This window comes from Pseudomonas sp. LBUM1649 (assembly GCF_059716155.1).
Genome location: NZ_CP166807.1, coordinates 4,221,460 through 4,247,732, shown reverse-complemented (window position 1 = coordinate 4,247,732; position 26,273 = coordinate 4,221,460). Strand labels below are relative to the sequence as shown.

Annotated in this window: 22 protein-coding genes, 1 tRNA gene and 2 pseudogenes; 16 read left to right on the top strand and 9 right to left on the bottom strand. The window is 56.4% G+C overall.

The genetic code is table 11. The features are described 5' to 3' along the window. Positions 1-169: 169 nt before the first annotated feature. The gene (locus ACA058_RS19620) at positions 170-1,003 is read right to left on the bottom strand and encodes a GntR family transcriptional regulator (protein WP_497635507.1); all 834 of its coding nucleotides are present in this window, start codon (positions 1,001-1,003) and stop codon (positions 170-172) included. A gap of 118 nt (positions 1,004-1,121) precedes the next feature. Then, on the bottom strand, positions 1,122-2,093 hold the full coding sequence (locus ACA058_RS19615) for a ribonuclease Z (RefSeq protein ID WP_497635506.1): 972 nt from the start codon (positions 2,091-2,093) through the stop codon (positions 1,122-1,124). Positions 2,094-2,219: 126 nt separating this feature from the next. Here ACA058_RS19615 and ACA058_RS19610 point away from each other — a divergent pair, with 126 nt between their 5' ends. Continuing rightward, positions 2,220-2,828, top strand: coding sequence for a cyclodeaminase/cyclohydrolase family protein (locus ACA058_RS19610; protein ID WP_497635505.1), 609 nt, complete (start codon positions 2,220-2,222; stop codon positions 2,826-2,828). Next, positions 2,819-3,130 (top strand): hypothetical protein, encoded by a 312-nt coding sequence (locus ACA058_RS19605; RefSeq protein WP_497635504.1) that lies wholly within the window; start codon positions 2,819-2,821, stop codon positions 3,128-3,130. The genes ACA058_RS19610 and ACA058_RS19605 overlap by 10 nt, the downstream gene beginning before the upstream one ends. 53 nt (positions 3,131-3,183) lie before the next feature. Here ACA058_RS19605 and ACA058_RS19600 read toward each other — a convergent pair whose 3' ends face one another. Next, the gene (locus tag ACA058_RS19600; RefSeq protein ID WP_497635503.1) at positions 3,184-3,534 is read right to left on the bottom strand and encodes a hypothetical protein; all 351 of its coding nucleotides are present in this window, start codon (positions 3,532-3,534) and stop codon (positions 3,184-3,186) included. Between the two features lie 213 nt (positions 3,535-3,747). On the opposite strand from ACA058_RS19600, the gene ACA058_RS19595 reads away from it, so the two are divergent. The 3 genes from ACA058_RS19595 to ACA058_RS19585 all read left to right on the top strand — a co-directional run bounded on the left by ACA058_RS19595 (position 3,748) and on the right by ACA058_RS19585 (position 6,471). After that, positions 3,748-4,977 (top strand): acyl-CoA dehydrogenase family protein, encoded by a 1,230-nt coding sequence (locus ACA058_RS19595; protein WP_497635502.1) that lies wholly within the window; start codon positions 3,748-3,750, stop codon positions 4,975-4,977. A gap of 37 nt (positions 4,978-5,014) precedes the next feature. Beyond that, entirely contained in the window at positions 5,015-5,524 is a 510-nt protein-coding gene (locus ACA058_RS19590) for a flavin reductase family protein (protein ID WP_497635501.1), read from the top strand. A 215-nt stretch (positions 5,525-5,739) separates the two neighbouring features. Next, entirely contained in the window at positions 5,740-6,471 is a 732-nt protein-coding gene (locus ACA058_RS19585) for a TetR/AcrR family transcriptional regulator (protein ID WP_497635500.1), read from the top strand. A 152-nt stretch (positions 6,472-6,623) separates the two neighbouring features. On the opposite strand, the gene ACA058_RS19580 is transcribed toward ACA058_RS19585, so the two are convergent. The 3 genes and pseudogenes from ACA058_RS19580 to ACA058_RS19570 form a co-directional block, all read right to left on the bottom strand. Further along, entirely contained in the window at positions 6,624-8,261 is a 1,638-nt protein-coding gene (locus ACA058_RS19580; protein WP_497635499.1) for a sensor domain-containing diguanylate cyclase, read from the bottom strand. 390 nt (positions 8,262-8,651) lie between these two features. After that, positions 8,652-9,032: pseudogene (locus tag ACA058_RS19575) on the bottom strand (copper oxidase); the annotation flags it as partial. Positions 9,033-9,233: 201 nt separating this feature from the next. Then, a protein-coding gene (locus tag ACA058_RS19570) for an IS3 family transposase (protein ID WP_497635498.1) occupies positions 9,234-10,453 on the bottom strand; the annotation gives its coding sequence in 2 pieces (ribosomal slippage) (positions 9,234-10,108 and positions 10,108-10,453; 1,221 coding nt in all). 577 nt (positions 10,454-11,030) lie between these two features. On the opposite strand from ACA058_RS19570, the gene ACA058_RS19565 reads away from it, so the two are divergent. The 4 genes from ACA058_RS19565 (at position 11,031) to ACA058_RS19550 (ending at position 14,531) form a co-directional block, all read left to right on the top strand. Then, a tRNA-Phe gene (locus tag ACA058_RS19565) sits at positions 11,031-11,106 on the top strand. A 198-nt stretch (positions 11,107-11,304) separates the two neighbouring features. Further along, positions 11,305-12,081, top strand: a complete 777-nt coding sequence (locus tag ACA058_RS19560) for an alpha/beta fold hydrolase (RefSeq protein WP_497635497.1) — start codon at positions 11,305-11,307, stop codon at positions 12,079-12,081. Positions 12,082-12,486: 405 nt separating this feature from the next. Continuing rightward, entirely contained in the window at positions 12,487-14,259 is a 1,773-nt protein-coding gene (locus tag ACA058_RS19555) for an S-type pyocin domain-containing protein (protein WP_497635496.1), read from the top strand. Beyond that, a complete protein-coding gene (locus ACA058_RS19550) occupies positions 14,259-14,531 on the top strand; it encodes a hypothetical protein (protein WP_497635495.1) in 273 nt (90 codons plus the stop codon). Before ACA058_RS19555 ends, ACA058_RS19550 begins: the two co-directional genes overlap by 1 nt. Before the next feature lie 71 nt (positions 14,532-14,602). Here ACA058_RS19550 and ACA058_RS19545 read toward each other — a convergent pair whose 3' ends face one another. After that, positions 14,603-14,875, bottom strand: coding sequence for a hypothetical protein (locus tag ACA058_RS19545; protein WP_129442062.1), 273 nt, complete (start codon positions 14,873-14,875; stop codon positions 14,603-14,605). Positions 14,876-15,316: 441 nt separating this feature from the next. Between ACA058_RS19545 and ACA058_RS19540 the strand changes: the two genes are divergently transcribed. After that, positions 15,317-16,678 (top strand): MATE family efflux transporter, encoded by a 1,362-nt coding sequence (locus ACA058_RS19540; RefSeq protein ID WP_497635494.1) that lies wholly within the window; start codon positions 15,317-15,319, stop codon positions 16,676-16,678. A gap of 194 nt (positions 16,679-16,872) precedes the next feature. Here the strand turns inward: ACA058_RS19540 and ACA058_RS19535 are convergent, their stop codons facing one another. After that, positions 16,873-17,868, bottom strand: coding sequence for an IS110 family RNA-guided transposase (locus ACA058_RS19535; RefSeq protein ID WP_497634894.1), 996 nt, complete (start codon positions 17,866-17,868; stop codon positions 16,873-16,875). 542 nt (positions 17,869-18,410) lie between these two features. On the opposite strand from ACA058_RS19535, the gene ACA058_RS19530 reads away from it, so the two are divergent. From ACA058_RS19530 to ACA058_RS19505, 6 genes are all read left to right on the top strand, one after another. Next, positions 18,411-19,079 carry a phosphoribosyltransferase gene (locus ACA058_RS19530; protein WP_497635493.1) on the top strand — a complete coding sequence of 223 codons (669 nt, stop codon included), beginning with the start codon at positions 18,411-18,413 and terminating at the stop codon, positions 19,077-19,079. Between the two features lie 86 nt (positions 19,080-19,165). Then, positions 19,166-20,275, top strand: coding sequence for a DUF3616 domain-containing protein (locus tag ACA058_RS19525; protein WP_497635492.1), 1,110 nt, complete (start codon positions 19,166-19,168; stop codon positions 20,273-20,275). A 131-nt stretch (positions 20,276-20,406) separates the two neighbouring features. Then, positions 20,407-20,976, top strand: a complete 570-nt coding sequence (locus tag ACA058_RS19520) for a YceI family protein (protein WP_497635491.1) — start codon at positions 20,407-20,409, stop codon at positions 20,974-20,976. Positions 20,977-21,205: 229 nt separating this feature from the next. Beyond that, positions 21,206-22,213, top strand: a complete 1,008-nt coding sequence (locus ACA058_RS19515) for a patatin-like phospholipase family protein (protein ID WP_497635490.1) — start codon at positions 21,206-21,208, stop codon at positions 22,211-22,213. Positions 22,214-22,251: 38 nt separating this feature from the next. After that, positions 22,252-24,153: a hypothetical protein gene (locus tag ACA058_RS19510; protein WP_497635489.1), complete on the top strand. Its 1,902-nt coding sequence runs from the start codon at positions 22,252-22,254 to the stop codon at positions 24,151-24,153. A 4-nt stretch (positions 24,154-24,157) separates the two neighbouring features. Next, a complete protein-coding gene (locus ACA058_RS19505; protein ID WP_497635488.1) occupies positions 24,158-25,576 on the top strand; it encodes a ComEC/Rec2 family competence protein in 1,419 nt (472 codons plus the stop codon). Positions 25,577-25,730: 154 nt separating this feature from the next. Here ACA058_RS19505 and ACA058_RS19500 read toward each other — a convergent pair. Then, a pseudogene (locus tag ACA058_RS19500) lies at positions 25,731-26,252 on the bottom strand (LysR family transcriptional regulator); the annotation flags it as partial. Positions 26,253-26,273 lie beyond the last annotated feature (21 nt).

Below are 26,273 nucleotides of genomic sequence, written 5' to 3'. Positions count from 1 at the left end.
TTTTGCCATGAAAAAAGACCCTCGTCAAGCACCTCAAGGGGCGTGACTGCAGAGATTCTGGCCGGCCGGTACGAGATCTGGCGTACACGGCAGGACGAGTTAGCGGCGACTGTTCAAAGAAGGCGGAAGTAGCCGCGCCGGGTTTACGCAGAGGTCCGCACGAGCGCTTCTAATCGCGCTTGCGCTCACCCACCATGCCCGGTTGGGGTTCGGTCATGCCGGGCATGATCTTCAATGTGGACGCAGGGAAGTCGATCTCGGCAACGTAGCGGTCGCCTCGATACCAGGTGACACCGGCGTACAGCACGTTGCCTTTGCCGTCGACGAGGCACCGTGACATTTTCGCCACGGGAGAGGCAAACGGGATCTTCAGCAGGTCGCACAGAGGAAAATCCGCAGGCATCACAGAAACGCGTTGTCTCACGCGTTTGCCGCGGGTGCCCAGTTTGTCGAGCACCGCGGCGAGCAGCTTCCTTTTCCTGGCGATGTCCTTGGGCAGCGACTCGAAGACCGCGGTGGACACGTAAATCTCGGCATAGCAGAACGCCTCGCCGGAATAGGTATGCAGCTTGCGGACACACACGTTGTCGTCCGCCGACCGATCGTCCGCACCCAGCAGTTCTTGGGGCAATTGAGTGTGGTGCCGGACTTCGAGTATCTCGTAGGAAAGCGCCTGCGGTGCGGCGAACGGATCGTTGATCGTCAGTTCGAGGTCGCCCGTGGCGGCGGGCAACGCAGCCACGTGGGTGCCGACACCCCGTTGGCTGCGGATCAACCCTTCCTTGGAAAGCAGCTCGTACGCTTGCCGGACAGTCACGACCGCGACGCCCAAGTCGTCCGCCAGTTTCGTGATCGTCGGCAGCTGTGCGCCGAGTGGGTATTCACCCTTCGCGATCTGGTGCCTCAGCAGGGAAGCTAATCGCTGATATTGGGTAACGCCGCGTTCGGCCCCCAGCATCGGTCGCTCGGTCTTGAAGTCTGCATCACTGTTGCGCTTGTTCACGCTGTCTTTCACCCAAGTGCCTAACATTAGGTTTATGGTATCAGGACCGGCGCTGGCCGTCATTTGTGCGCCGTGAGGCTGCTGACCGTGCCCTTGGATTCCCCGAGCGTGATTACTATTACGCCAAGCGGCCCATGACGACTTTCAACCGACCGTCCAGGTCGAGGTGATAACGCTGCAGATCTCGCGCCAGGACCAGCTCTCCGGTGAAGTGTGCTGCTGCTTCCTTGTGTATATCTTCGATGGACGGACTTCGCTCGGGATTGCACTGGTAGCGCGCACTGAAGTGGGTAAGAACCAGATTGCGAATGCCGGCTGACTCGGCAAAACGCGCCACGGCGGCGGCACTGCTGTGCCCGTAATTCTCGCGATTATGATCGATCAATGCCTGAGTGAAAGTCGCCTCATGTACCAGCACATTCGCACCAGCAGCCACTTCTGCCAACAGTTCAGGGGTATCGTTATCGCCGCAGATAATAATCCGTTGAGCGGGGCGCGCAGGGCGCAAATATTTCTCCGCACGGATTACACGTCCGGCGTGTTCAACCTCACGTCCATGCGCCATCTCGCCCCACAGCGGGCCACGAGGAATCCCTTCGGCCTCCAGACGTTGAATATCCAGTCGCGGATGAGGATCTGATTCGGCAAAAACATAGCCATGGCAGGGAACGCGATGGGAGAGGGCAACGGTGTTGACCTGAACCTTGCCATTTTGCCAGCCATTGAATGTTTCGCTCGCGTGCAGATGCAATTCGAAGGGCAGCCAGGACTTGCTGACGGTCAGGCTGAGGCGCACCCAGGGATGTAGTGCAACCGGCATCACTATATCGAGTGGTTCGAAACGTCCCGACATGCCGGCACTGGCCAGCAAGCCGGGTAAGCCGAAGCAATGATCGCCATGTACATGGGTGATGAAGCACCCGCGTAGCTCCCGTAGAGACAGCGGGGTGCGCATCACTTGATGTTGAGTGGCTTCACCGCAATCCACCAGATACCAACCCCTGCCAGAGGACTCTATGAGAGCGGTGCCACTCACATTTCGATTTCGGGTCGGAACACCTGATGAGGTACCCAGAAATATGAGATCCATGGCCGACTCTTTATTCAATTTCGATGGTTCCTGAAGTGTATACCCAGACCGTTTGTCCCTTGCGTTGCACTGGGGATGCACTGGGTTACTCCAAAGAAAACCCCTGCCTTGAAGGATATGCTGCGGATGAGCATCTGGTTATCAAGCCTTGAGTCTTTTCGAGACAAAATCGCGGCCGATACATCGGTACCAAGCTGTGGTGCCACGTCATGCGTCTGTGCCAGCTTCGGCCTTGCGCTTCTGCTCATGGCGCTACGTAAATCCGATACCCGCAGCCTGGAAGACGAGCGAAAAAAATCCATCCATGAGGCGGAGCAACTGATGGACGTCATGAAGGCCCACGCCGACAATGATGTTCGAGCGTTCAGTGCTTATATCGAAGAGCCACTGGCTGACGCTCAAGGTCACAGTCAGCAACGCACCCTGGAAGTTACCCTGGGTGCACTCGCTGCTGCGAGAGGCTGCCTTCAAGGCATCGAACTTGCGCAGAGAGGCTTACCCTGTGTAAAGCCATTCTTGCAATGCGATGTGGTCGCCGCCGTCTTGATCATGCACGCAAGCCTCTCGGCGCTATTGCTGAATGTCGATTCGGACGTCGATCAGATCGTACCGTCAGCCAGGAGAACTGAACTGGCACATGACCGCTGCGACCTTCAGCGAAAAGCCGATGAAGCGCTAGCTCGCGTCTGGCGTCAGGACAAATCGCTCCTGGAGAGGTCATCATCATGCACTTGATCGAGGTCTTCCTACCGCTCAACACCAACGATGGCACACCGCAGCCGGTCGAGCTTTACCGCCGTGTGCGGGAGCATTTGACCGACCAGTTCGGAGGAGTGACGGCGTTCATCCGCAATCCAGCGAAAGGTATCTCGTTACAGGAAGGCAACGAGAGATCAGAGGACGACATCATCATCTATGAGGTCATGGTGGAAGTTGTTGATCGGCTTTGGTGGCAAAGTTACAAACGTGATCTTGAAGAGCGTTTTCAACAGGAAGAAATTTTGATCCGTGCCACCGCCGTGAATCTCATTCGCTAACCCTGGCACAACACATCCGCATAACGTCCAGGCCGACATCGTTCGCTCCTTGCTCATTGTCTGGCAGGGCCGATTACTCGGTGGTCGTGGTTAGCCAGAGCGAGGCTGACGACTTCTTTGTCTTGGCGACCTCGCCGCAGTAGTCCATGGCCTGGAAGTTCTTCACGGCGCGCGAGGCGGGCACCGGTACCCAACGCACATTGAGCAGACTCCTTGACCTGCGTATTGGCGTCGTCGCGTTCGGCATAGGCGACGGTGATCTTTCCAGGCGCGCGCTGGTCGTCGAGCGGCCAACCGCACACCATCGCGTAGAGCGGCGTGGCTTTGGGGTCCAACGGGAACTTCGCGGGCTTCACGTTGCGCCGAGCCACCATCTGCTGCATCGAAGGCAGGTACTCGACCATGTGCAGCAGCTGCACCCCCCAAGCCCGCGTCACAGACACAAGGCCGAGTACGTTTAGAACGTATTGCGCACCGATGTTGTGATCGTAAGAGTCAAACACTCTAAGAAAACTATTGATGACATCATCAAATATGATGACTATATCAATAACTCCTGCCCCGGCCTTCGCTCCTGGACATGAGCATCACAAAACAACACCAAAAAAGGATGAATCATGAACGCGATTTACCCAGCAGCCCCAGTGCAAACCATCGATAGCCCTAGCGATCGCGGCCTTGCTTTGCAGGACTACGCTCGCTCTCTGATCCCTACGCTCAAGGCTCGCACCCAGGAAACCGCAGCCCTCGGCCGCCTGCCCGCCGAGACCATCGCGGACCTCGAAGCCGGCGGTCTGTTAAGCATGACTACGCCGCGCCAGTTCGGTGGTGAGGCTGTCTCGGTGCGCACTTTCCTCAACGTGGTGGCCGAACTGGGTCGCGCCGACGCCTCGGTAGCCTGGGTAACGGCGCTGATCAATGTCACCACCTGGTCCGCCGCTACGTTCTTTGGCGAAGCTGCGGCGCAAGAGGTATTTCGTGGCAGCAAGCCGGCGCGCGTAGTGGGCGTGCTGTCGCCGCGCAAGGCGGTGGTCAAGAAGGTGGAAGGCGGTTACCTGATTGAAGAGGGGCTGTGGGGCTTTAACTCCGGGGTTTATCACGCTACCTGGGACATGCTGGGAATTCCCTTGGTGGACGCCAGCGGCAATATGGTCGACCAAGGCGTTGCGCTGATTCCCGTTGAACAGATCGAAATTCTGCACGACTGGAATGTGATCGGGATCAGCGGCAGCGGCAGTTCCAGCGTTGCGGTGAAAAACGTGTTCGTGCCGCAGGCGCGCATCGCGTCAGTCTCCCAGGCCATCGAGGGGAAATACCTGTCCACCCACTTGGCGGATGAACCGCTGTTCCGCACTGCGTGCATGCCGATGCTTTCGATAATCCTGGCCTTCCCGGCGCTAGGACTGGGCGTAGCAGCGCTGGAAACCTTTCTGGAAACCCTGCCACGTCGGGGCATTCAATACTCCTGGTACGCCAAGCAGTCCGAGGCGCCGATCACTCACCTGCAAGTCGGTGAAGCCTCCGCCAAAATCGATGCGGCGCGCACCATCCTCGAACGCCATGCAGACGCCATGGACATCAGCGCCGCTTCCGGCAGCTACATGGATTTTCTCGAACGCGCCAAGGTACGCCGCGATGTCGGATACGCCGAAAAGCTTATCTGGGAAGCCGTCGATTTGTTGGCCTCAGCTTCAGGCGGCTCGCTGGCGGCGGTCAATAACCCCATGGCCAAGATTTGGCAGGATGCCCGCATCGCGTCGCTGCATGGCATCGTCAGCCCCAACACCAATTTCGAAACCTACGGCCGGATCCTCTGCGGCATTACCCCGGGTACGCCTTTTATCTAAGCGGCGTGATCGTGCGTATCGACGAGGAGTCCAAGTTATGCAAGTTTGTGACGTAGATGCGCGGTCGTTTCGCCGCGTGATGGGCAAGTTTGCCACGGGCGTTACCGTGGTCAGCTTCATCCATGAAGGCCAGCCCACCGGTATGACGGCCAATGCCTTCATGTCGTTGTCGGTGGACCCGCCCATGGTGCTGATCGCGGTGCGCACCCAGGCGCGTTTTGCCAGCAGCATTCAGGCGGGCGATGCCTTTGGCATCAGCTTTCTGCGGGAGGAGCATGAGGCGGTCAGCAGCCATTTCGGCGGTCGCCCCATCCCTGATCAGCAGCCCGTATTCAGCCAGTTGGCCCAGACGCCGGTGTTGGACGGTGCGTTGGTGCAATTAGCGGTGCGCGCCAATGCCGTGCATGTCGGCGGCGATCATTTGATCTACACCGCCGATGTCGAGGCACTGGAGGAGTCGGACGGCCGTCCGCTGTTGTTCTTCTCGGGGGCCTACAAACAGTTGCATGCCCTCGACCCGGCCACCTGCTGGTTTGATCTTGGCTAGCTGAAACACCGCTCTGGCGGCGGCTACCCGGCGTGTTTTTTGCCGGGCTGGGCAAGAAATTTTAGTGACGTCATTGCGTGGATGCTTCGTTATCACCAGGGCCAACCTGGGATAACGAAGCACCGCCATTCGCGCACTGGGCTGGCCACTGTCATGCCCCTGCGGACTCGAGTATCCTTGGGCCGATTGCTCTAGCGCCGATGATGGTAAGTGACATGAAAGACAAGGTAACGCCCGAGGCCAAGCCGCCCAAACGCCCGAAAGCGCAAGCCCCGGCTGCTAAAAAGGGCAAGGCCTTACCCGCCGCTTCCCCCGATGCTGTTGAAGCAACCCCGCCGCGCCAACCCCGTATCCATGAAAAGGCCCGCTTGCGTACCCGCAACAGACTGCTGCGGGCCGCCCGCTCGGTAATGGGCCGCAAGGGCATCGAAGCCACCGCGATCAACGACATCACCGAGGAAGCCGAGTTGTCCTTCGGCTCTTTCTACAACTACTTCTCCAGCAAAGAAGAAGTCGCCCGCGCGGTCTTCATCGAAGACGCCATGCTGATGATCGAGGCGCTGGATGCGGGAACCTCGCCAGAGGCCGGCATCGCCGAAAGAGTCGGGGTCAACATTCGTAGAACCATCCACCGCGGTCTTACCGATCCGGTCTGGGGCTGGTTTCTGGTGCACTCGGTGTACAGCATCAACGACATGATATCGACCATGGGCAACCCCCTGGCTCGGGATATTCTAAGTGGAAACAACTCCAAGGTCTTCGACGTCGTCGATATCACCTCAACCGTCGACTGCATCATAGGCGGCATGCTTTACCTGCTGCGCAAGATCCTCGAGGGGGAGCGCCCAGCGAGTGCAGTGGAGAGCATGGTGCAGTACATCCTTCGCGGCCTCGGCGTTCCTCACGATGAAGTTGAGCGGATTATCCAGATCGATCTCGCCAGTTGAGGTGTCGTTTTCTAAGCAGTCGAGCCTTCGCCGGAGTTTTTACACAATCTGGGCCGTTTGCAGCCCTTCGCGACAGGCCACCATCAGCTGATTTTGTTGAAAAAGTTGGACTTTCAGCTTGCCTGAACTCAGGTACGACACCATCGGAGAGCCTACTCACCACCTGTGAGGTTTCTCGGCCCTTCGTTGACCTTTGCTGATCCGTTATGGGGTTCGTTGGCGATCACACTCATGTTTCTTCCGCTGGCTTTGGCTACATAGAGAGCCTTGTCAGCGGCGCCGATCAAGGCTTTGGGTAAGTCTTCAACTGTTGGTTTACATGCACTTACGCCAAGGCTGACCGTGACGATGCCCTGGGCACTTTCGCTGTGCTCGATTCCCGCTTGCTGCACGGCATGCCGGATTTTCTCTGCCACCAGAAATGCCCCCACATAGTCAGTTCCAGGCAAGACCACGGCAAATTCCTCGCCGCCATAGCGAGCGGCGAGATCGCCGGGCCGTTTGATGTTCGCTCCGATGATCGCGCTGATGGTGCGTAGACAGTCGTCTCCAGACAAATGACCGTATTGATCATTGAAGCACTTGAAGTCGTCGATATCGATCATCAGTAACGCAAGGCTCTGTTGGTTGCGTTTGGCGCGCCCCATTTCTGCACGAAGGAAAAGGTCGAACTGACGCCGATTTGCCAGCCCGGTCAATGCGTCCTCCAGCGCCAACAACTCAAGCGTTCGATTGACCTCAATCAATTTTTCTTGAGTGCCCAGCAATTCGTTCTGAATATGATTCTGCCCCTTCATCAGTCTGATAAAGCGAAAGCCGAGCACACCCAGAATTGCCATCAGCAAAGCAACTATCATCGCGGTCAGCAACGACTCTTGCCGCCAGCTCGCCAGGACTTCCTCCTTATGGTGAGCTGCAAAAACGATGAGTGGATATTCATCGACTCGCCGAAATCCCACGATTCGTTCCACACCGTCCACATAGGATTTAACGATTGCCGAGCCAAAAGGTCCCTTGGGCAAGAGTTGCATGAAGAGCGGGCCTTTGGCGACGCTGGTATCGAGTACAGCTTCATTAAAAGGGCGGCGCGCCACGATCCTGGCATCGTCGGAGATCAAACTGATGACCCCATTACCGCCGATATCGATGCTGTTGTAGAGCTTGAGAAAATGATCGAGATACAGGGTTGCCACCACAACGCCGGCAAAACTGCCATCGGGATGATTAATCCTGCGCGACACCGGCATGACCCAGTCGCCCGTGGTGCGACTTTTTATCGAGGGCCCGATATGCGGACCACGCTCTGGATGATCGCGATGAAAGATGAAATATTCGCGGTCGGAATTATTGGTGCTTGATGGGGGAAATTTACTCGAACTCGCTACCCACTCGCCTTTTTCGTCATGGATGAACAGGCCGTGTAACTGAGGCAGTTCATTGCGCTGGGCAGTGAGCAACAGTCCTAATCGGGGTAACCGGTCGCGGCCCATACCATCGATTTCAAGGCGCTCTACCAGGCTGAACAAAACGGTGTCGGCCTGCTTGATCGACGCTTGTGCCTGGGATGACAGGGTTTGCGCAAGGTTTGACATAGCTACTTCTTTGTCATGCAAACGATACTGGCGGGAGTTCCAGCCCTCCCAGATAGCCACCGCCACCAGGGACATGCAGACGGCCATCAAAAAGAGGATTGCAGACCGAACCTTGAGTTTTGCCGCAAACTGCTTAGCCGTTCCGGATCCGACGTCCTTTATTGCAGCGAGAGGAACTGCCAAAGGCTGATGAGGCATGTTGCTTCCTTAAATAGTTCTGAAACGGCGACACCCTTCCTTTGAAAAGCGCCACCGGCGCATTTGGCGCCTTCAGGGCAGAGTTTATACATAGTCCAAGAGACCTGGGGTGATTTACAAGAGAAGAGTCATGAGGGTTCAGAGGGTTCATGGGAAGTTCTGAAACTCGGACTCAACATTCCCCAGCAGGGGAAACAGGCAATGATGGAAACACTGGCGGGCCTTTGAAGTTCGTGCGTCAAATTGACACTGTCTACAGGGTACTTGGTTGGCAAGAGGTCGTGACCTGCACGACAGACACTTCGTATTGATCGATGAGATCCGCTGATTTGCTTATAGCAGAAGGGCCTCGAAACCTATGAGGCCCTCATCGCTAAAGTAAGTTGAAACTCAGCGGAAGGTGATCGGCACCGTCACGGTCTTGCCGAAGGCCGACTTGATGGTCACCGTCGGACCAGGCGACGGACCACTGCCGGTGGTCGTCACCGCTATCTGCCAGCGCGCGCCTGTGGGCGTAAGCGTCAGGGTGGCGGTGCCAAGGTTCAGCGGACCGGATGTGGTCGTGGCAGTCGCCGTGATGGTATTGCCCGTGCCACGCGAGGTGGTGCCGGACAGGACCCAGTAGTAGCGGCTGTTGCTGCGGGCGGTGACTGTAGCGCTGGTAACGATCAGGTTCTCGACGACCGCTGCCGAGACCGCCACGGACACCGTCGCCGGAGCCGACTCCGCGCGCTTGGCATCGCTGGCCTGATAGGTAAAGGTCGCGGTGACAGCTGATGCGGGTACCAGGGGCGGTAGTGCAACTAATGAGCCATTACCATAGGGCGAAGAAAAAATTCAAATTAATTAACAAGCTGTTTTTGAGTGCTTTAAGCGAGAGAAAGGGGGAGTGGGGAATATTCCACAAATTAGGTGGTAAACGCCCGATTGGGTGGTGGACTTGCCCCTACAAAACCGGACACCAACTCCCTGTTAAATTGATGCTGCCGCCAATCGCCTGAACTCCCTCGGTGAGCGATAGTTCAAGGCGCTGTGCGGATGCTGCTCGTTGTAGTGTTCGAAGGCAATGGCCAGGTTACGCAGCGCCGTTTCTCGATCCGGCTTGGGCATGTGCGCCACGTAGTCACGCTTGATCGTCTTCACGAAGCTCTCGGCCATACCGTTGCTCTGCGGGCTGCGCACTGGCGTGGTCACCGGTTGCAAGCCGATCTGCCGTGCAAACAGGCGCGTCTGTTCGGCGGTGTAGGCCGAGCCGTTGTCGCTTAGCCATTGCACCGGCGTGGCGGGCAGTTGATCACCGAAGCGCTTCTCCACGCTTTCCAGCATTAAGTCGCGGATATCATCGCCGCTGTACCCGGTCGGGCTCGCGACCCAGCCGATGGCCTCGCGGTCACAGCAGTCCAAGGCAAAGGTCACGCTCAGTTTGGCGCCGTCCTCGCAGCGGAACTCAAAGCCGTCCGAGCACCAACGTGTATCGCTGGTTTGCACCGCAATACGGCCTTCGTGCCGCCGCGGCACGCCGGGCTGTTTGAGTCGACGCTCCAGCAGCAAGTTGTGATCACGCATGACCCGGTAAACCCGCTTCACGTTGATCGCCGGCAGCGACTGGGTTTCACGTTCCCGACGCAGTAATCCCCAGACACGACGGTAGCCATAGCTGGGCAACTCCCTGACCTGCTGTTGGATTTCAACCACCAACTCAGCGTCGTCCACAGGTCTGCTTCGCCGTGCCTTGGGCGATACCGATTGTTTGATTCGAACCGTTAATTGCGAGCGCGCCACACCGAGACATTCGCTGACCAGCTTCACTGGTCGTCCCCCGGCAACAAGGGTGAGTGCGCAATCCATTTTCGCGACCGGGCGATCTCCACGGCCTCTTTGAGGATTTCTGCTTCCATCGTTTTCTTGCCCAGCATCCGTTGCAGTTCACGGATCTGCTTGAGCGCATCGCTCAGCTCGGAGGCAGGCACCACGGCTTCGCCAGCACTGACCGCCGACAGGCTGCCGTCCTGGTAAAGCTTGCGCCACTGGAACAGCTGGTTGGCATTGATGCCGTTGCGCCGAGCCACCACCGAAACGCTTTGCCCTGGCTCAAGACTCTCGCGAACCATGGCCAGTTTTTGCTCTGGGCTCCAGCGGCGCCGCCGCTCCTGGCCCAAAAGCTCCCCACTCTTATCATTGCTGTTAGTCATAAACATAACCGTTTGCCTATCCCTTATCGTAAGGGGGAAACGGTGTCCTGTCTTTCATGGGGCTCGTTCAGGTGGGTGAAATACCCCATTTATGGAGATAGTAGCGGCCCTGTTTCACCGACCGCTTTTGGTAGGGCTGCTTGCCCTAAGGCGACATGGATTTAACTGGTCGTGAAGGGCCGCTTTTGGCCGATCAGTGCCCGTCGTGAAGGGCAGCAATCGGACCCGTAATGGACTCACAGAGCGAAAACGTTTCCGGGGGGTTCCAAAAGATAGAAGATGATTTTGCTACTCATGAGAAGTCATTAGTAGATGCCACGTAATCAGGGCGAAAATACTGATGAAGCGCTTCATTCAAGGTGAAAAACGCGGCCAGAGCACCGGGGGCTTCCCGAAAGCCTCGACGACTAAGGGACACAGGGGACAGGTTAAAAAATAAATTCCTTTTGTGGTCGGTCCCTTTTGTGTTCCTTTGTGCTTTTCCAAATTACGGAAAATCATAAGTATAGGTATTCATTAAGTTTTTTTGATTTGGTGCTTGACGCCCCAGCAGTAAAAAACGTTTAATTGCGCCGCGGCCCAGATAGCTCAGTCGGTAGAGCAGGGGATTGAAAATCCCCGTGTCGGCGGTTCGATTCCGTCTCTGGGCACCACCTTTCGTTTTCAGGTGGTTCCAACACCATCCGAAACACCCAGGAAACCCGCCTAGTGCGGGTTTTTTGTTATCTACGGTTCCCGACCGCTCCCTTGTAAACCCAAACAGTTTGTCTAGTCCTGTAATAGGTTTACACCTATTTCAGTCTCAAAACGCCAGACGCTGTCTTAATAGCGGGTAGGCCAAGGGGGAAACCATGACAACGCACAAATTAACCGTTAATGACTTGCAGTTGAACGTTTCAATCCGCGGCCAAGGCTCACCGCTGCTCTTGCTCAACGGCCTGGGGGGGTTGATCCGTACCTTCGATCCCTTGCGCGATGAATTGGTGGACTACAGGACCATTACGTTAGACGTGCCTGGGGTCGGCAAGTCGCAAATGCCCCACTGGCCGATGCGTCTGCCGCGCCATGCCGACCTGATCGCCGAGATGCTCAGGCAATTGGAAATCGACCAGGTCGATGTGTTCGGCGTGAGTTGGGGCGGTGCGTTGGCGCAAGAATTCGCCCTGCGTTACCCGAGCATGGTGCGCCGGCTGATCCTCGCGGCGACCTCGGCCGGCCCGGCGATGCTGGTGAAGCCCGCCGACATCCTGGATTTTTTTGGCAGGAGCAAAAGCGCCAAACTGCGCAAGCAAAAAGGCTCGCGCAATTCGATACAGACGCTGCTGCGTTTCGGTGTGGTGAACGGCATGCTCACGGTCAACCCGCGAACCTATTACCACCAGCTCACCGCCTTGGTCGGCTGGACCAGCCTGCTGCGGCTGTTCCGTCTGCGCCATCGCACGCTGATCCTCACCGGCGAACGCGACACCCTGGTGCGGCTGTACAACGCGCACATCCTGCGACGCACCATACGCCGTGCCGAACTCCACGTTCTGCAGGGCGAGGGGCATTTTTTCGTGGTGACCAGCGCCAGGCGAACCGCGGAAGCGATACGCGAATTCCTCTGCCGGCAGCACGGCGATGAATAGAAAACGGTAGAAACGGGCACAGAAAGGGGATTTATCTTTTCGTCAGGCCGAAGAAACTGACCCTTTAAGCGCCCGTTTTCATTTATTTCGCCGCCAAATCACATCTATCAACTCACAACCATCCCTTTGTTCTCTGCACCTGAGGTAGACCGGTTGTGTGTGTTGCTGCTGAGTCAAATTCGGGTAGCAGCCATCAATCTATACGAAATGCACCAAAATATTCGCCTGCAATCGGAATTTTTTAAGTAAGAAATTTTACTATGGATAACAGTTGGTATTGAAGTTTGGCCATCTCTAAGCACGGCATATGCGGTAAATATTTTACGGTTGATAGAGTTTCGTTGTTGCGGCATAAGTTGGCTGCTTCAAATCGCGTGGAATTCAAATTATTGCAAGGGATGCTGCATGCAAAAATCTACTGCTTTTCCTCCGCCTTTAAAATCGTCGAACGCTCTGTTCAATTCACACAAGGAATATCCCGGATTTCCTTCAAGCTTTGACAGTGTTCTATATTGGGATGGAGCTATTCCGACGGTTACTGTGGATTACCGAATTGAAACTATCGATAAAGAACACAACCCATATTCAAAGTTGGTAGCTATAGGGCATTCGGTGCAAGATCAAATAGGAGGCATATTTTCGAATGGCACGATGAGTGTGCGAAATGAAATAGAGATGCGCATAAATGCGACTATTGATACTCACCTATTCAATGAGTTGGAAAACGCCTTAAAAAAGAAAGCGATGATTGTCGAGCTTCTGCAACAAGTTCGAATGAATGCGAGTTGGTCTGAGGCGAATATATTTTTTGGCATAGATGCTTTGTCGTTAGACCGTATGGAAAGTGCCGAGCTATTCGCGGCTTATGTGGATACCGTAGAACACGAGGAAGAACGCCTAGGCCTTTATGAAAGCTTCCTGAGATCTCTGACGGCCGCCTATGTTAAACGAATTCTTGTCGAGGCTGTTTCCATCTTAGAGGACGCTTCTCCAGCTATAGATGCTGCGATCCATTCTGCCCTGGCTAGAGGTGAAACTGCCCGCAGCTTCAATTTAACCTTTGGTCAAGCCGCACAGGTGGTAACTGTCGCGGGTGCCGCTGCTCTCCAAAGCGCGGACGGCTGGACCTTCGAGGCAGCGATCCGTAGAAGCATTCTGTTGTTGGCAGGTTTGGGAGAAGCACTTCTCAGTCGAGCGACGGCCATTGGTATTGGCACCTTACTCTATTCACCCGCTCTGGGTAATGGCGAGCGTTATCCTCAAACGGTTCTCAAACTCTCTGGTGGTGCGATCTTGCCAGATGCACCGACTAATCTGATCGAAATCGCCGCTGTCCAGGGAACCATCGATCTTCCGTATCGGATTTATGGTGACCTTGGCCAATACACACTCGTTGCAACACCGGGGGGAGGGAGGATTTCGCCAGCGGTGCCAGTTCGAGCGCTAGAGTTCGACCAGAAGACTAACAGCTACAGTTTCACCTCCGCCGACATGCCACCCATCACCCTCAGTTTTCCTATTATCCACTGGGAAAGCAGTTCGACAACGTCACCTGCCAGACCAGTGGAGGTACCGCTTTATACAGGCGTTGAGCTGTTGCCACTACTCGTGCAGCCCGAAACATTGCCTGCGTTCGAGTCGCCTGACTTCAGGGATTGTATTTACTGCTTTCCGATCGCCAGCGGCTTGGCACCGATTTACGTTGTTTTCAATAGTCCTTATGAAGGGGCTACCACGAGAGGAAAGTACAGCGGTCGATTGTACAATCCCGCCAAAGCGGGAGGCCCGATCCTTGATCTCGATTGGACGAGTGCTACCGTGACTCAAGCGGGTATTGACCTGGTGAAAGTGCATACGGGCCGATTCGATCCTTCGGATGCCAATGCCATCATGATTGAGCGCTTGGAAAAAATTCTCCAGGGTAAATTAGTAGTCACGGCTATCGACAAGCGTTTCTATACTCATGAACTCAGAGAGCTTGAACGTTTCAGAGCATTAGGGGTGGCTGACGGCGTAAATCCGAAGGATGAAGGTGTCATCTGGAACAATACTCATGCCGCAACACTGGAAGACTACAAACTAAATGTTGAATTTGAGTCACTTTACACGCCTGAAACTATAGAGGCAGATAACAAGCAAGTCGATAGAGAATACAAACAATTAGGAGGAGCAAAGTAATGAGTGTCATAACAACCATCGTGCTCAACGAGAAACCTGAAGAGGTAATTCTATTTCTTACCAAAAATGAATTAGGCATCGATCTTCCTCGGCTTGATGGACTTTACAATCGGGCTAGCTGGGCGCATGTGAATGACAATATGGGGTTGTTGTATCTTGTCTGGAAGATGCGTGATGCAGGGTTCATAGAAATGAGTGGTACCCGAATTACCAGGGGCGTCAACTGGAGAGAACCTGCGTTTATGTTAGAGGGGAAATATACCTTTGATTGATATGACTGAGTGTCTGCCTCTTTAAGGGGCGACGGTTAACAAGAAGCGGGCGCCTTGGCGCCCGTTTTCATTTACTCCGCCGCCTGCGCCCGCAAGCGCCGCCCAATTACATCCATCAAGTCACAACCATCGCGCAATGGAATCGCCAGCAGCTTGGAAAAGTCCGACAACACCACCGTGTCGCAACCAATCTCGGCGCGAAAGGCGATGTTCTCAAGTACCTGCGTCACCGTGCGAATGCGGTAATCCGCCATGGCTTGCAGGACGTCGAGTGGGGCTTGGGTGTCGATGAGCAGGGAGGCCGGGATCAGGTCGATTCCGGTGAGGGGCATATATCGATTCATTTGAAGATCTCTGTTTGATTGGCTCCAGGCCGTCACCCAGTCGTCGCCAAACGAATGGGTGGCAGCTGTGCGCAGGTTGGCGAACCGGCACAGAGAAAACCGGCAGACCCGAAGGCCTCCCGCGCACAGCCGCCATTACAGCGGCTTTGCGGGTGCGATGATACCTGCAATGAAGCGGATAGCCTTCGCATTCTCTGTGATCAGGTCGCCAAACCTGAATCGCCATTTGGGCGACGAGGCTGACTATAAACCGCATGGGATCAACGCGGTAGGTGAGGCATTCCGAACTTTATGTAGGACCCGTGATGATGAAATCTCAGACCGTTCACACCACTTTGCTGGAAATCTAAACACAGACCTGAGATGTTCATCGCCCGTTGGTTTCAGCCGCCGAAGCTATCCTCAACTAACACGCCCGCCGTCGAGATGGACCTCTACCCAATGCAAACCCCAACCCAATCCCAACACTCCCTCTGGAAAACCTACCTGCTGTTCCTCGCCCCCATGGTCCTCTCCAATTTCCTCCAATCCATGTCCGGCACCGTCAACAGCATCTACATCGGCCAAATGCTCGGCACCCAGGCCCTGGCCGCCGTGTCGGGCATGTTCCCCATCGTGTTCTTCTTCATCGCCCTGGTCATCGGCCTCGGCGCCGGCGCTGGTGTGTTAATCGGGCAAGCATGGGGTGCGCGGGAGACGCATTCGGTCAAGGCCATCGCCGGGTCGACTTTGTTGTTGGGGCTGTTGATCGGGTTGGTGGCGGCGGTGGTGGGGAGTGTGTTTGCGCGGTCTTCGTTGGTGGGGTTGGGAACGCCGGGGGATGTGCTGGACGATGCGGTGGCCTATGCGCATGTGATGTTGTGGTTCATGCCGACGCTGTTGGTGTTCGTGTTGTTCACGCAGTTGTTGCGCGGGGTGAGTGATACGTTGTCGCCGTTGTTGGCGCTGGTGGTGTCGACCTGCATCGGCTTGGCACTGACGCCGGCGTTGATTCGCGGCTGGTTGGGGTTGCCGCCGATGGGGATTCAGAGTGCGGCGTTTGCCGGGTTGGCGGGCAACCTGGCGGCGATGGGGTGGCTGGCGTGGCGCTTGATTCGCAAGGGGCATCCGTTGGCGCCGGACCGGGAGTTTTTCGCGGCGATGAAGCTGGACATGGCGATCCTCGGCAAGGTGTTGCGCATTGGCTTGCCGACCGGGTTGCAGATGGTGGTGTTGTCGCTGTCGGAGCTGGTGATTCTGGCGCTGGTGAACCAGCACGGTTCCCAGGCGACGGCGGCGTATGGCGCGGTGACGCAGATCGTCAATTACGTGCAGTTCCCGGCGCTGTCGATTGCGATCACGGCGTCGATTCTCGGCGCGCAGGCGATAGGGGCAGGGCGCCTCGAGCGTATCGGGCCGATCCTGCGTACGGGGCTGATGATCAACGTGTGTTTGACCGGTGGGTTGGTGGTGTTGGGGTATTTGCTGTCGCACTGGTTGCTGGGCTCGTTCCTCACTGAAGACGCGACGCGCAGCATGGCCGAGCACTTGTTGCACATCATGCTCTGGAGCCTGTTGGTGTTTGGCTTCCAGGCAATCATCGGCGGCATCATGCGCGCCAGCGGCACGGTGATGGTGCCGGTCGCGATCTCGATTGTCTGCGTGGTGGGCGTGCAGTTGCCGGTGGCGTATTTGTTGGACGCGCGGTTTGGGTTGCAAGGGGTGTGGATGGCTTTTCCGGTGGCGTATCTGGGGATGCTGGCGTTGCAGACTTTGTACTACAAGCTGGTGTGGCAGCATCAGAAGATTGAGCGGTTGGTGTAGGTAGTTTTGTGTTTGTTTTAGGGGTGTGATGGTTGGTCGGACGCCAAGATCGCAGCCTTCGGCAGCTCCTACAGGGGAACGCGTTCACCTGAGATCAGGCAGGCCGGTCGGCCGCCTCGCTTTTGCTGTTGCTTTGGCTTTTGATCTTTCTTGCCCCCTCGCGGCGGGCCGCCCTGTAGATACTCTGTTCACGGTCAAGCTTTCGCGAGATGTTTTTTGCTAAAAAGCTTGGCCGTATTAAATTCTTCTCCAGAGCGCATGCATGCCCATAACCCGGTTAGGTATTTGCGCATGACCGCGCCGATGGCCTGCATTTTCTTCTTGCCGCGCGCTACCAGTGCCTCGTAGAAGGCCTTCACATTCTCATCACAACGGATTGCCGTCATCGCCGGCATGAACATCGCTGCACGCAAGTAAGCATTACCGCACTTGGACATTCGTCCTGGCCGGTTCACGCTGGTGCCTGACTGGGTCAGTCTGACATCCAGGCCTGCATAGCGGCTTACCTGTGCCGATTTAAGCGTCACTGGAAGGGTCGTCAGCTCAGCCAGTGCGGCGATGGCCGAGGCCTCTCCAACGCCGGGCGCCGCCATCATGCAGCGAAATTGCAGGCTCAGATCAGGGCATTTGGCGATGGCGTCGCGCGCAGCCTGTTTTAATCGATCGATTCGAGCGTCCAACGCGCTTATCGCGTCTTTCTCATCCTCGATCAGCAGTGCGATGCTCGTTTCTGTCGCTTGTAGCGCATGCAGCTCGTTCTTGGCTCGCGTCCGATGGCCAATCAGTCGGTTGATGTGGCGACCAATCGCACGCAGCATCATCTGTTCCGCAGTGGGCGGGACCCACAGCCTAGGCCCCATACGCTCGCCGTATTCGGCCAGCAGTTGGGCATCGATCTGGTCAGTCTTGCTGTTTTGCAACATCAGCTTGGCAAAGTTGTGGAAGCTTTTGGGGTTGATCACCGAGACCGGCAAGCCGGCGGCGTGCAATTCCATCGCAAGATCCAGGTAGTAAATACCGGTAGCCTCCATGACAACGCTCAGCGGCTTGAGACGTAGCAGCTTTTCCACAGCGGCCTTGCGACCTTTGGGCGTGTGCAGAATGTCTCCATTGCCTGCTGCTTTGCCGTTCTGCCGCCATCCCATGGCTGAACTGCGAGCACTGATATCTATGCCGACATGCGCATTCATTGCTTTTCACTTCCTTGGCTTTAGGTAAGATTGCACCTGGTTCCCCCGACCTCGAACTTCATGCCACTGCAACCTTGTAATGCGAAGTCCGACTTGTCGGCTTCTCGATACTCTTCGTGGTGGGCAATGAGGCGGGGGGGCCTCTCTACAGACAAGGTCAGGAGCAAATCCTGCCTTCAGGAGCGATCGGCCTCCCCCAGAAACGTACTTGCTGTTGAATGAATCCTTGAGCGTAACCTCTCTCATGGAATCAAGGTCAACATACAAGGAGCGAGCATGCTCGCGAAAAACCTGAGAACGCCGCGGGGTGTCAGATAGCCCACGTTATCGTTGGCCTCCATCGCGAGCAAGCTTGCTCCTACAAGTACCGCGGGGTGTCAGGTACCCCGCGTTATCGTTGGCGTTCATCGCGAGCCCGCTCCCACAGGGAATTGGGGCTGAGCACTGTCCTTGTGTTCGGGCTTGCTGACAGCCCCCGTCGAACCGACAATTGATGATGTGATGCGAACCGACAGGCGTTGATCGCCTGGGGAGGTTTTCAAATGAATCACTCATCGCAAACCATCCTGCAGGACCGTGCCGCCGCCGGTCGCCGCCTGGTGGAGCCGCTGCTCCCTTATGCCCATCGCGCCGATGTGATCGTCCTGGCCTTGCCCCGGGGCGGGGTGCCGGTGGCCTATGAAGTGGCCACGGCGCTCGGCGTGCGCCTGGACCTGCTGCTGGTGCGCAAGCTGGGTGTTCCGTCTCACCCGGAGTACGCCATGGGCGCCATTGCCAGTGGCGATATTCAAATTCGCAATGAGCGGGCGCTTCGGGCTCACCCCATTGAAAAATCCGCGTTTGAGGCCGTAGTCGCCCGGGAAACCCGTGAGCTGTTGCGCCGTGAGCAGGTTTACCGAGGCACGCGGGCGCCGATGCAGCTCAAGGATCAGGTGGTGATTCTGATCGACGACGGGTTGGCGACAGGGGCTTCGATGCTGGCGGCGGTGCGGGCGGTGCGTTTGCAGGCGCCGGCGCGCATTGTGGTGGCGGTGCCGGTGGCGCCGGTTGAAACGGTCGAGGCGTTGCGCAGTGAGGTGGATGAGTTGGTGTGTCCGATCATGCCCGATTGGTTCATGTCGATCGGTCATTGGTACATGGATTTTTCCCAGACGTCGGATAAAGAAGTCATGGATCTGTTGGCACGGGCGTGGCAGCGTGAGCGTGGGTAGGTCGGGATGCGTTTGCGTATTACCAGACGTTTTTGGTTCGACGCAGCCATTCTTCGCGTTCGGTTATTCATTCTTAGGTGGATCGCATGAAACGCAAGAGAACAGTGTTACTTCAATTTAACGGTCAAATCGATTCTTTCGAAAAGAAAATCAGGGATGGACTATCAACGGTATTGCAGACGGGGTCGACCCTTTGGCTGGCCAATGATGAAACCTTGAGTCTGGAGCGTCTAACCTATCAAGGTCGGTCCACTGAGGATGAATTGGTTTTTGCAGATCATCGACGGTTTGCTCTGAACGATTTGTTGTACCTGCCTGTGCCACCGACGTCGCCGCAAAAGTTCGAGGAGGCTGACATAGAGGGGTTGGCCCATGATGAAAAGGAGGGGTATCTCTGGTTGATCGGTTCCCACAGTCTCAAGCGCAAACAGGCCGATGAGAAGAAAAGCAGCGCCAGGAATATCGAGGGACTGGGCAAAGTGAGTAGCGACGGCAATCGTTATTTGTTGGCGCGTATTCCGGTTGTGGAACAAGACGGCGTCTGGAGTCTAGTGCGACAGACTGCGTGCCTGCAGAGAGCCGCTGCTCAACTGGACGGCCAGGAATCGTGGAATGCACTGACCGAATCGCTTAAGCATGATGTGCACCTGAGGGATTTTTTTGCGGTTCCCGGTAAGGACAACGGTTTCGATATTGAAGGCCTGGCCGTGGCCGGCTCACGGCTTTTCATTGGTTTGCGGGGGCCTGTACTCAGAGGCTGGGCCATTATCCTGGAGATCGAACCGGTTGTGGACAAGGCCGATCCCTGCAGGCTGAAGCTGGGAAAAATCGGTCAGGATGCTCGTCCCTATCTCAAGCACTTCATCCAGTTGGGCGGCTTGGGTGTGCGCGACTTGTGCGTGCAGGGGGATGATTTACTGATTCTGGCCGGCCCTACCATGGATCTCGATGGCCCCGTTACAGTGACTCGCTGGCCTGATGGCGTGCACACGAGCGGCGACAGCGTGGTATTCAGTCAGGACCTCGAGAAGGTTCTGGATGTTCCCTTTGGCCAGGCGAATGACCACGCGGAAGGTCTATCCCTTTTTTCAATGGCCGATTTGCCCGGGCCTTCGCTGCTGGTAGTGTATGACGCGCCCGCCGACCATAGAAAAGGTGATGATGGCAGTGTGCAGGCGGATCTATTCGATCTGTGACGATCGATGGCAGCAGCGCTGGATGAAGTCCGTCCGCCGGCTGGAACAAGCGGCGGTTGTTTGCTTTAGTCCATCTACTGCTGGCTTGCGCGCCCTTCAACCCATGAGAGGGGCTTGGCCCGGAGAGTTCCATGAGCCCTCGATCTCTGCGCTTTACCGCATTGACTGCCCTCCTGGCGCTTGGCTTTTGTCTCTGCGCTGATGCGGTCGAATACACCACCGTGAATCCCACCGCCAGTACCATCAGCTTCACCTATAACCAGATGGGGTCGCGGGTGTATGGCACATTCAGCAAGTTCGAGGGCATCCTCGATTTCGATACAAACCGCCCCGAGGCCGCCCGCGCCAAATTGACCATCGAACTCGCCAGCATCGATGCCGGCAGCAGCGATGCCAACGAGGAACTGCAAAAGCCTGCCTGGTTCGATACTGACACTTATCCAGTGGCGATCTTCGAGTCGACCCGCATCAAAGACCTGGGCAACAACCGCTATCAGATCTCCGGCAACCTCTCGCTCAGGGGGCAAACCCTGGAGGTCACGGTGTCGGTGCTCCTGAAATCGGAGCGCGCCATCGGCATATTCGATGGCGAGTTGGTACTCAAACGCAGTGACTTCAATATCGGTGCTGGCGAGTGGGCTGACAGCGTGGTTTCCGACGACATCGACATACGTTTCCGAATGGTTGCGCCGGAGCACTGAAGGTGTTGTTTGTTGATTGATGCTGGTTGAAAAAGTTGGTTGGGCGATAAATGACTTATCTACTTAATTGAAATAAGGCGCGGTCTGTTAATTACTTTTGCCTTGCTTGTTGATATTGAGGGCTCAGCTAGTATTTGCGGTGGTGTTTATTTTTTTTCGTTTCAAAGTTGAGCGTTTGATTCTCTCGATTTTCTTACACTCATGGGTTCTCGAATCAAGGGAGCTGATCATGTCAATCGTGATAAACGGTGAAACCAAACGCATCGGCCTGGCCATGTCGGGAGGCGGGTTCCGAGCTGCCGCCTTTCATTTGGGTGTTATGCAGGAGCTGAAACGCAATGGACTTCTCGACAAAATCGACCTGTTGAGTTGCGTGAGCGGCGGCAGTATCGCGGGGGCCACGGTTGCCTTGAACTGGGGCTCTGCAAACAAACTCGAATTGCTCGATACTTACTTGCGAACTCGTTCAATCGCGGTGTCGTCATTTATCGTGGGGGCTCTTGATCCCTTCGAGTCTCGACTTGAGAAACTGGCCGAGTCTTACGATAAGGACCTGTTCAAGGCGAAAAAGCTGTCGGCACTGGGCAATGGCCCTCGTATTTATTTGAATGCCACCAATCTTGCGACCGGCAACATGTTTTTCTTCGTTGTCGGCGGTGGTAAGGAATGCGTGATGGGCGATCATGACCTCGGGGAAGCCTCGGCACTCGATTTCCCTATCTGCAACGCTGTTGCGGCTTCATCCGCCTTTCCGCCGGTGTTCCCTCCCTTAAGGCTCGACTCCCAACCATTCGACCCCAAAGACATCGTTGAGTACGTGACACTGACCGACGGTGGCGTCTACGACAACATGGGGATCAACCCGTTAGTGCGCGAGAAGAATGAGTTGGACTACGTCATTGTCAGCGACGGTGGAAAGCCGTTTGTAAACAGCAGCCAGCCGACGGAGTCTGGTGCCATCGTGCTCAAGGCGGCGCTGGACATCATGATGGAGCAAATACGTGGTCTGGAGTTTGACCGACTGCAATATCGTTTTCTGTCAGGGAAGGGACCCAAGCCAATGTGGTTTTCGATCGACAGTAAAGAAGGTCAAGCGCAGCAGGGCGACGCGGCGTTTGCGTCCGCCATTGATACGAATCTGCGCCGGTTGTCTGCCGAAGAGATGGACGTCTTGACTCGCCACGGTGCGGCTCTGGTTAAAGCACGACTATTGGCCTACGCCCCGGAACTTCTTTAGCGTGTACCGCCATGAGGATTGCTGCAAAGGGAGGGCATATGACCGACTACCCACCACCCGCCATGCGTAAACTGAGGGTTTATGCATTTGACCCGCAGGCCTCCACGCAGCTTGATACGGCTCGCATCAGCCACGCGACCATTCAGATTCCCTGGGAAGAGCGGTGGGAAGCCAGGGTGAAACCCGGCCCGGTCAACGAGTATTTTGAAGTCATAGACATCGATCCGAGCAGTGGGCAGTTTTACGACCCGGTGGATCTCAATGATCGTCATTTGCTGGCGCAGGACGGACTCACGCCTTCGGAGGGTGACCCACGCTTTCATCAGCAGATGGTGTTTGCCGTGGCGATGAAAACGGTGAAGCTGTTCGAGCGGGCGCTGGGGCGCAAGGTGTATTGGTGCCCGCAGTGGGATGAACGGTCCGGCTCTTACCAGCAGGTGCGCAAACTGCGCATTTATCCTCATGCGCTACGCGAAGCCAATGCTTATTACAGCAAAGAAAAAAAGGCTTTGTTGTTCGGTTACTTCAAGGCGTCCATGACCGATCCCGGCGTCAATCTTCCGGGCAGCTGGGTGTTCACGGCGTTGTCCCACGACATCATCGCCCACGAAACCACCCACGCCATTCTCGATGGTTTGCACCGTCGCTACAGTGAAGCGACCAGTGCCGATAGCCTGGCGTTTCATGAGGCGTTTGCTGACATCGTCGCCCTGATGATGCATTTCATGTTGCCGGAGGCAGTGTCCCAGCATGTTGCCGGCAATGGCGGCAGCCTCAACCAACGCTCCTGGATGAGCGGCCTGGCCCGGCAGTTCGGTGAAGCCACGGGACGCTATGCTGCGTTGCGCGAGGCCATCGATGACAAGGACAACCAGCAGTTGCCCGACCCGACCCTGTTGTCCAGGACAAGCGAGCCACACGCACGCGGTGCAATCCTGGTTGCCGCGGTCTTCGACGCCTTTATCAGTATCTATGAGCAACGCTCGGCCGATCTCTTGCGCCTGGCCGATGGGGCGGGGCGCACAGGCAGTCGCCTGCCACCGGAACTGGTTCAACGTTTAACCCGCGAAGCGACCAAATCGGCGGACCATGTCTTGCGCATGTGCATTCGTGCACTGGACTACTTGCCACCCGTGGATGTGAGGTTTGGTGAGTTCTTGCGTGGAATCATCACCGCTGACAGCGACCTGATTCCGGACGATCCGATGCAGTATCGCCTGGCGATGATTCAGGCATTCCGACGTCGCGGCATTCTGCCCGAAAAATGCCTGTCACTGGCACCGGACAGCCTGTTGTGGGAATCGCCTCGGGGTGCGCTGGCGGCCACTGAACTGCTGCATGCGGCGAAAGGGGAGGATGCGCTTGATATCACACCGCAATATCAACGGCACAAAGGCTTTCGCCAGGCCGAGAGTAATCGCAAGATCGTCTGGCATTGGATTATGAAGGTCTGCAACTCGGATTCCGGTTGGGCCGATGCACTGGGTGTGGTGTTCAATACCCATCGCACAAAAGACTACATTGCCGGCAGTCTCTTCCTTGGAGGGGACGTCAGTCGGCCTGCGGTCGAGGTACATTCGGTGCGTACCTGCCGTCGTGCAGGGCCTGACGGCCAGGATTTGCGTCAGCTGGTGATCGAAGTCACGCAAAAACGCCATGGTTTCCTCGATCCCAAGGTGCAAGCCACTCAGGATCAGCAGGACCTGGTCAGGACAGCGACACCTCCGGCCAGCGACTTCCAGTTCCGCGGCGGTGCGACGCTGATCATTGATCTGCGTGATGGCCAGGTGCGTTATGTCATATGCAAGCGCATCAATGACAACGATCGGCTCGAGTTTCAGCGCTGCTTTCTCGAGACGGGCTTTGGCAGTCTGGCGCTGACCTACCGTGGCGCAAACACTCAGGATAATCCGTTCGCCATGACCCATCGTGGAGTCTGAGGCCATGAGTACAAGTACCCCATCAGGGTCGGTGTCGGTGCGCATGTATCGCGGCATTCTGGGTGACTGTTTTTTGCTGCGCCATGAGTTGGACGCAGCCGCGGTCAAATACATCCTGATCGACTGTGGCGTATTGCAGGGCGTCAAGAATGCCAAAGACCGGATGACTGAGATTGTCCGTGATCTTCTGGAAACCACAGGCGGTAAACTTGATCTGCTGGTGGTGACCCATGAGCACCACGATCACCTGTCGGGGTTCCTGTATGAGCGGGAGTGCTTCCAGAGCAGTTTCGAGATCCGTGAGTTCTGGCTTGCCTGGACGGAGAGTCCCAATGATCCCACGGCAAACGCGTTGCGCGAGCGTTTCGACAAAACCAGGCAAGCGCTGTCGGCGCTGGCTAACCATTCAAAAATGGCCGCACTGAAGGGCAGTAACTTTCGCATAAAGACCATTCTGGAACTCAGTGCGTTCCTGGGCGAGGAAGGGCGTCCGACCGGTGCCAGCACGTTGCGCATGCTCAAGGAAAAAGCCACATCGGCTCGAACCCGTTATCTGGAACCGGGCGATGTCGTCAGTCCGACAACCATTGACGGGCTCAAGGCCTACGTCCTGGGGCCACCCAGGGACCAGAAGTATTTGCGCAAGGATTCGCCCGCCCGGGGCGCGAACAAAGAGGTGTACCTGAGCAATGAGGAGGATGCACACGCGATCAGTCTTCACCTCAAACAACTCGATGACGCTTGTATTGATAATGCTGACCTCCCATTTGCGAGTCCCCATCATCGGCCACTGGCCGAGGTGAAACTGCAAAATCCAAAGGACCGTACCATTACCCAGAAGCTGTACTTCGACCCCGCATCGGCGTCGCGACAAATCGATGACGAATGGTACTCATCCGCCGAGACGATGGCGTTGAAGATGGACTCCGACACCAACAACACCAGCCTGGTGCTGGCCTTTGAACTTCCGGACGGGCAGATCCTGCTGTTTCCAGGTGACGCTCAGGTAGGTAACTGGCTCTCGTGGGCCGAGCAGACCTATCCGCGAACTCCGGATCCGCAGCAGGGCGGTGCATTGACCGTCGATGACATCCTCGCACGTGTGACCTTGTACAAAGTCGGCCACCATTGCAGCCACAACGCCACACTGCGGCAGTTGGGGCTGGAGAAAATGACCGACGGCAGGTTGGTGGCGATGATTCCGGTGGTCACGCAAGTCGCTCAGGACAACGAATGGAACATGCCGTATCCCGAGCTTTATCAAGCCTTGAAGGACAGGACCCAAAAACGCGTTGTGATCGGTGACAGTGTGATCGCCGATGAAACGGCAACGTTCATGACACACCCAACCGCAGAAAAAAAACGAGCTGTTCTGGACTATCACCCAACGGGTTTGTGGGTGGAGGTCAAGATTTCCTTCTGAGCCGGATTTAAACGATCAAAGGTACAATCAGCGGTTTTGCAGCAAGCAAAGGGTTGGTCGCTGTGGTTTGTCTGAAAGACCGAGTGTCGCCTTCACGAGCAGGCCGGTACATTCAACATCACCCCCGATACCGCAGTGCCTCCAGCAACAATGCAAACGCCGGCGAACCCACCACCGCCATGCGCATGTCCGGCCCGATGCGCGTGGCGATCATACCTTGCGCCACGTCCTCGCCGAGGCGCACCCCGGCGTCGAAACCCTGGGCGGCGATGTCGACAAAGCCGTAGTCACAGCAGACTTCCACCGAGATATCCGGATACTGTGCCAGGAAGGGTTTGAGCACTGGCCACAGGATGAACTCCAGTGCGTGGTCCATCGCATTGATGCGGATATTGCCGGCGGGTGTGTCGCGCAGGTTGCTCAGCGCCGCCAAGCCGATTTCGATTTCCTCGAAGTGCGGGCCTATGGTTTCCAGCAAGTGTCGGCCGGCTTCGGTCGGCGATACGCTGCGGGTCGTGCGCGTCAGCAGGCGCAAACCCAATCTGCTTTCGAGGGCACGAATGGTATGGCTCAGCGCCGACTGGGAAACCCCGAGCTTGCCGGCCGCTTTGGTAAAGCTTCGCTCCCGCGCCACCGCGAGGAAGGCAAGCAGGTCATTGGCGTTTTCCCGCAGCATTCATGACGCTCCCTCATGGGT

What these genes read in the sequence shown, in the direction of transcription:
- ACA058_RS19615 (WP_497635506.1), bottom strand. Translation starts at nt 2,093, where the DNA reads ATGGATCTCATATTTCTGGGTACCTCATCAGGTGTTCCGACCCGAAAT.
- ACA058_RS19610 (WP_497635505.1), top strand. Translation starts at nt 2,220, where the DNA reads ATGAGCATCTGGTTATCAAGCCTTGAGTCTTTTCGAGACAAAATCGCG.
- ACA058_RS19605 (WP_497635504.1), top strand. Translation starts at nt 2,819, where the DNA reads ATGCACTTGATCGAGGTCTTCCTACCGCTCAACACCAACGATGGCACA.
- ACA058_RS19600 (WP_497635503.1), bottom strand. Translation starts at nt 3,534, where the DNA reads ATGGTCGAGTACCTGCCTTCGATGCAGCAGATGGTGGCTCGGCGCAAC.
- ACA058_RS19595 (WP_497635502.1), top strand. Translation starts at nt 3,748, where the DNA reads ATGAACGCGATTTACCCAGCAGCCCCAGTGCAAACCATCGATAGCCCT.
- ACA058_RS19590 (WP_497635501.1), top strand. Translation starts at nt 5,015, where the DNA reads ATGCAAGTTTGTGACGTAGATGCGCGGTCGTTTCGCCGCGTGATGGGC.
- ACA058_RS19585 (WP_497635500.1), top strand. Translation starts at nt 5,740, where the DNA reads ATGAAAGACAAGGTAACGCCCGAGGCCAAGCCGCCCAAACGCCCGAAA.
- ACA058_RS19580 (WP_497635499.1), bottom strand. Translation starts at nt 8,261, where the DNA reads ATGCCTCATCAGCCTTTGGCAGTTCCTCTCGCTGCAATAAAGGACGTC.
- ACA058_RS19560 (WP_497635497.1), top strand. Translation starts at nt 11,305, where the DNA reads ATGACAACGCACAAATTAACCGTTAATGACTTGCAGTTGAACGTTTCA.
- ACA058_RS19555 (WP_497635496.1), top strand. Translation starts at nt 12,487, where the DNA reads ATGCAAAAATCTACTGCTTTTCCTCCGCCTTTAAAATCGTCGAACGCT.
- ACA058_RS19550 (WP_497635495.1), top strand. Translation starts at nt 14,259, where the DNA reads ATGAGTGTCATAACAACCATCGTGCTCAACGAGAAACCTGAAGAGGTA.
- ACA058_RS19545 (WP_129442062.1), bottom strand. Translation starts at nt 14,875, where the DNA reads ATGAATCGATATATGCCCCTCACCGGAATCGACCTGATCCCGGCCTCC.
- ACA058_RS19540 (WP_497635494.1), top strand. Translation starts at nt 15,317, where the DNA reads ATGCAAACCCCAACCCAATCCCAACACTCCCTCTGGAAAACCTACCTG.
- ACA058_RS19535 (WP_497634894.1), bottom strand. Translation starts at nt 17,868, where the DNA reads ATGAATGCGCATGTCGGCATAGATATCAGTGCTCGCAGTTCAGCCATG.
- ACA058_RS19530 (WP_497635493.1), top strand. Translation starts at nt 18,411, where the DNA reads ATGAATCACTCATCGCAAACCATCCTGCAGGACCGTGCCGCCGCCGGT.
- ACA058_RS19525 (WP_497635492.1), top strand. Translation starts at nt 19,166, where the DNA reads ATGAAACGCAAGAGAACAGTGTTACTTCAATTTAACGGTCAAATCGAT.
- ACA058_RS19520 (WP_497635491.1), top strand. Translation starts at nt 20,407, where the DNA reads ATGAGCCCTCGATCTCTGCGCTTTACCGCATTGACTGCCCTCCTGGCG.
- ACA058_RS19515 (WP_497635490.1), top strand. Translation starts at nt 21,206, where the DNA reads ATGTCAATCGTGATAAACGGTGAAACCAAACGCATCGGCCTGGCCATG.
- ACA058_RS19510 (WP_497635489.1), top strand. Translation starts at nt 22,252, where the DNA reads ATGACCGACTACCCACCACCCGCCATGCGTAAACTGAGGGTTTATGCA.
- ACA058_RS19505 (WP_497635488.1), top strand. Translation starts at nt 24,158, where the DNA reads ATGAGTACAAGTACCCCATCAGGGTCGGTGTCGGTGCGCATGTATCGC.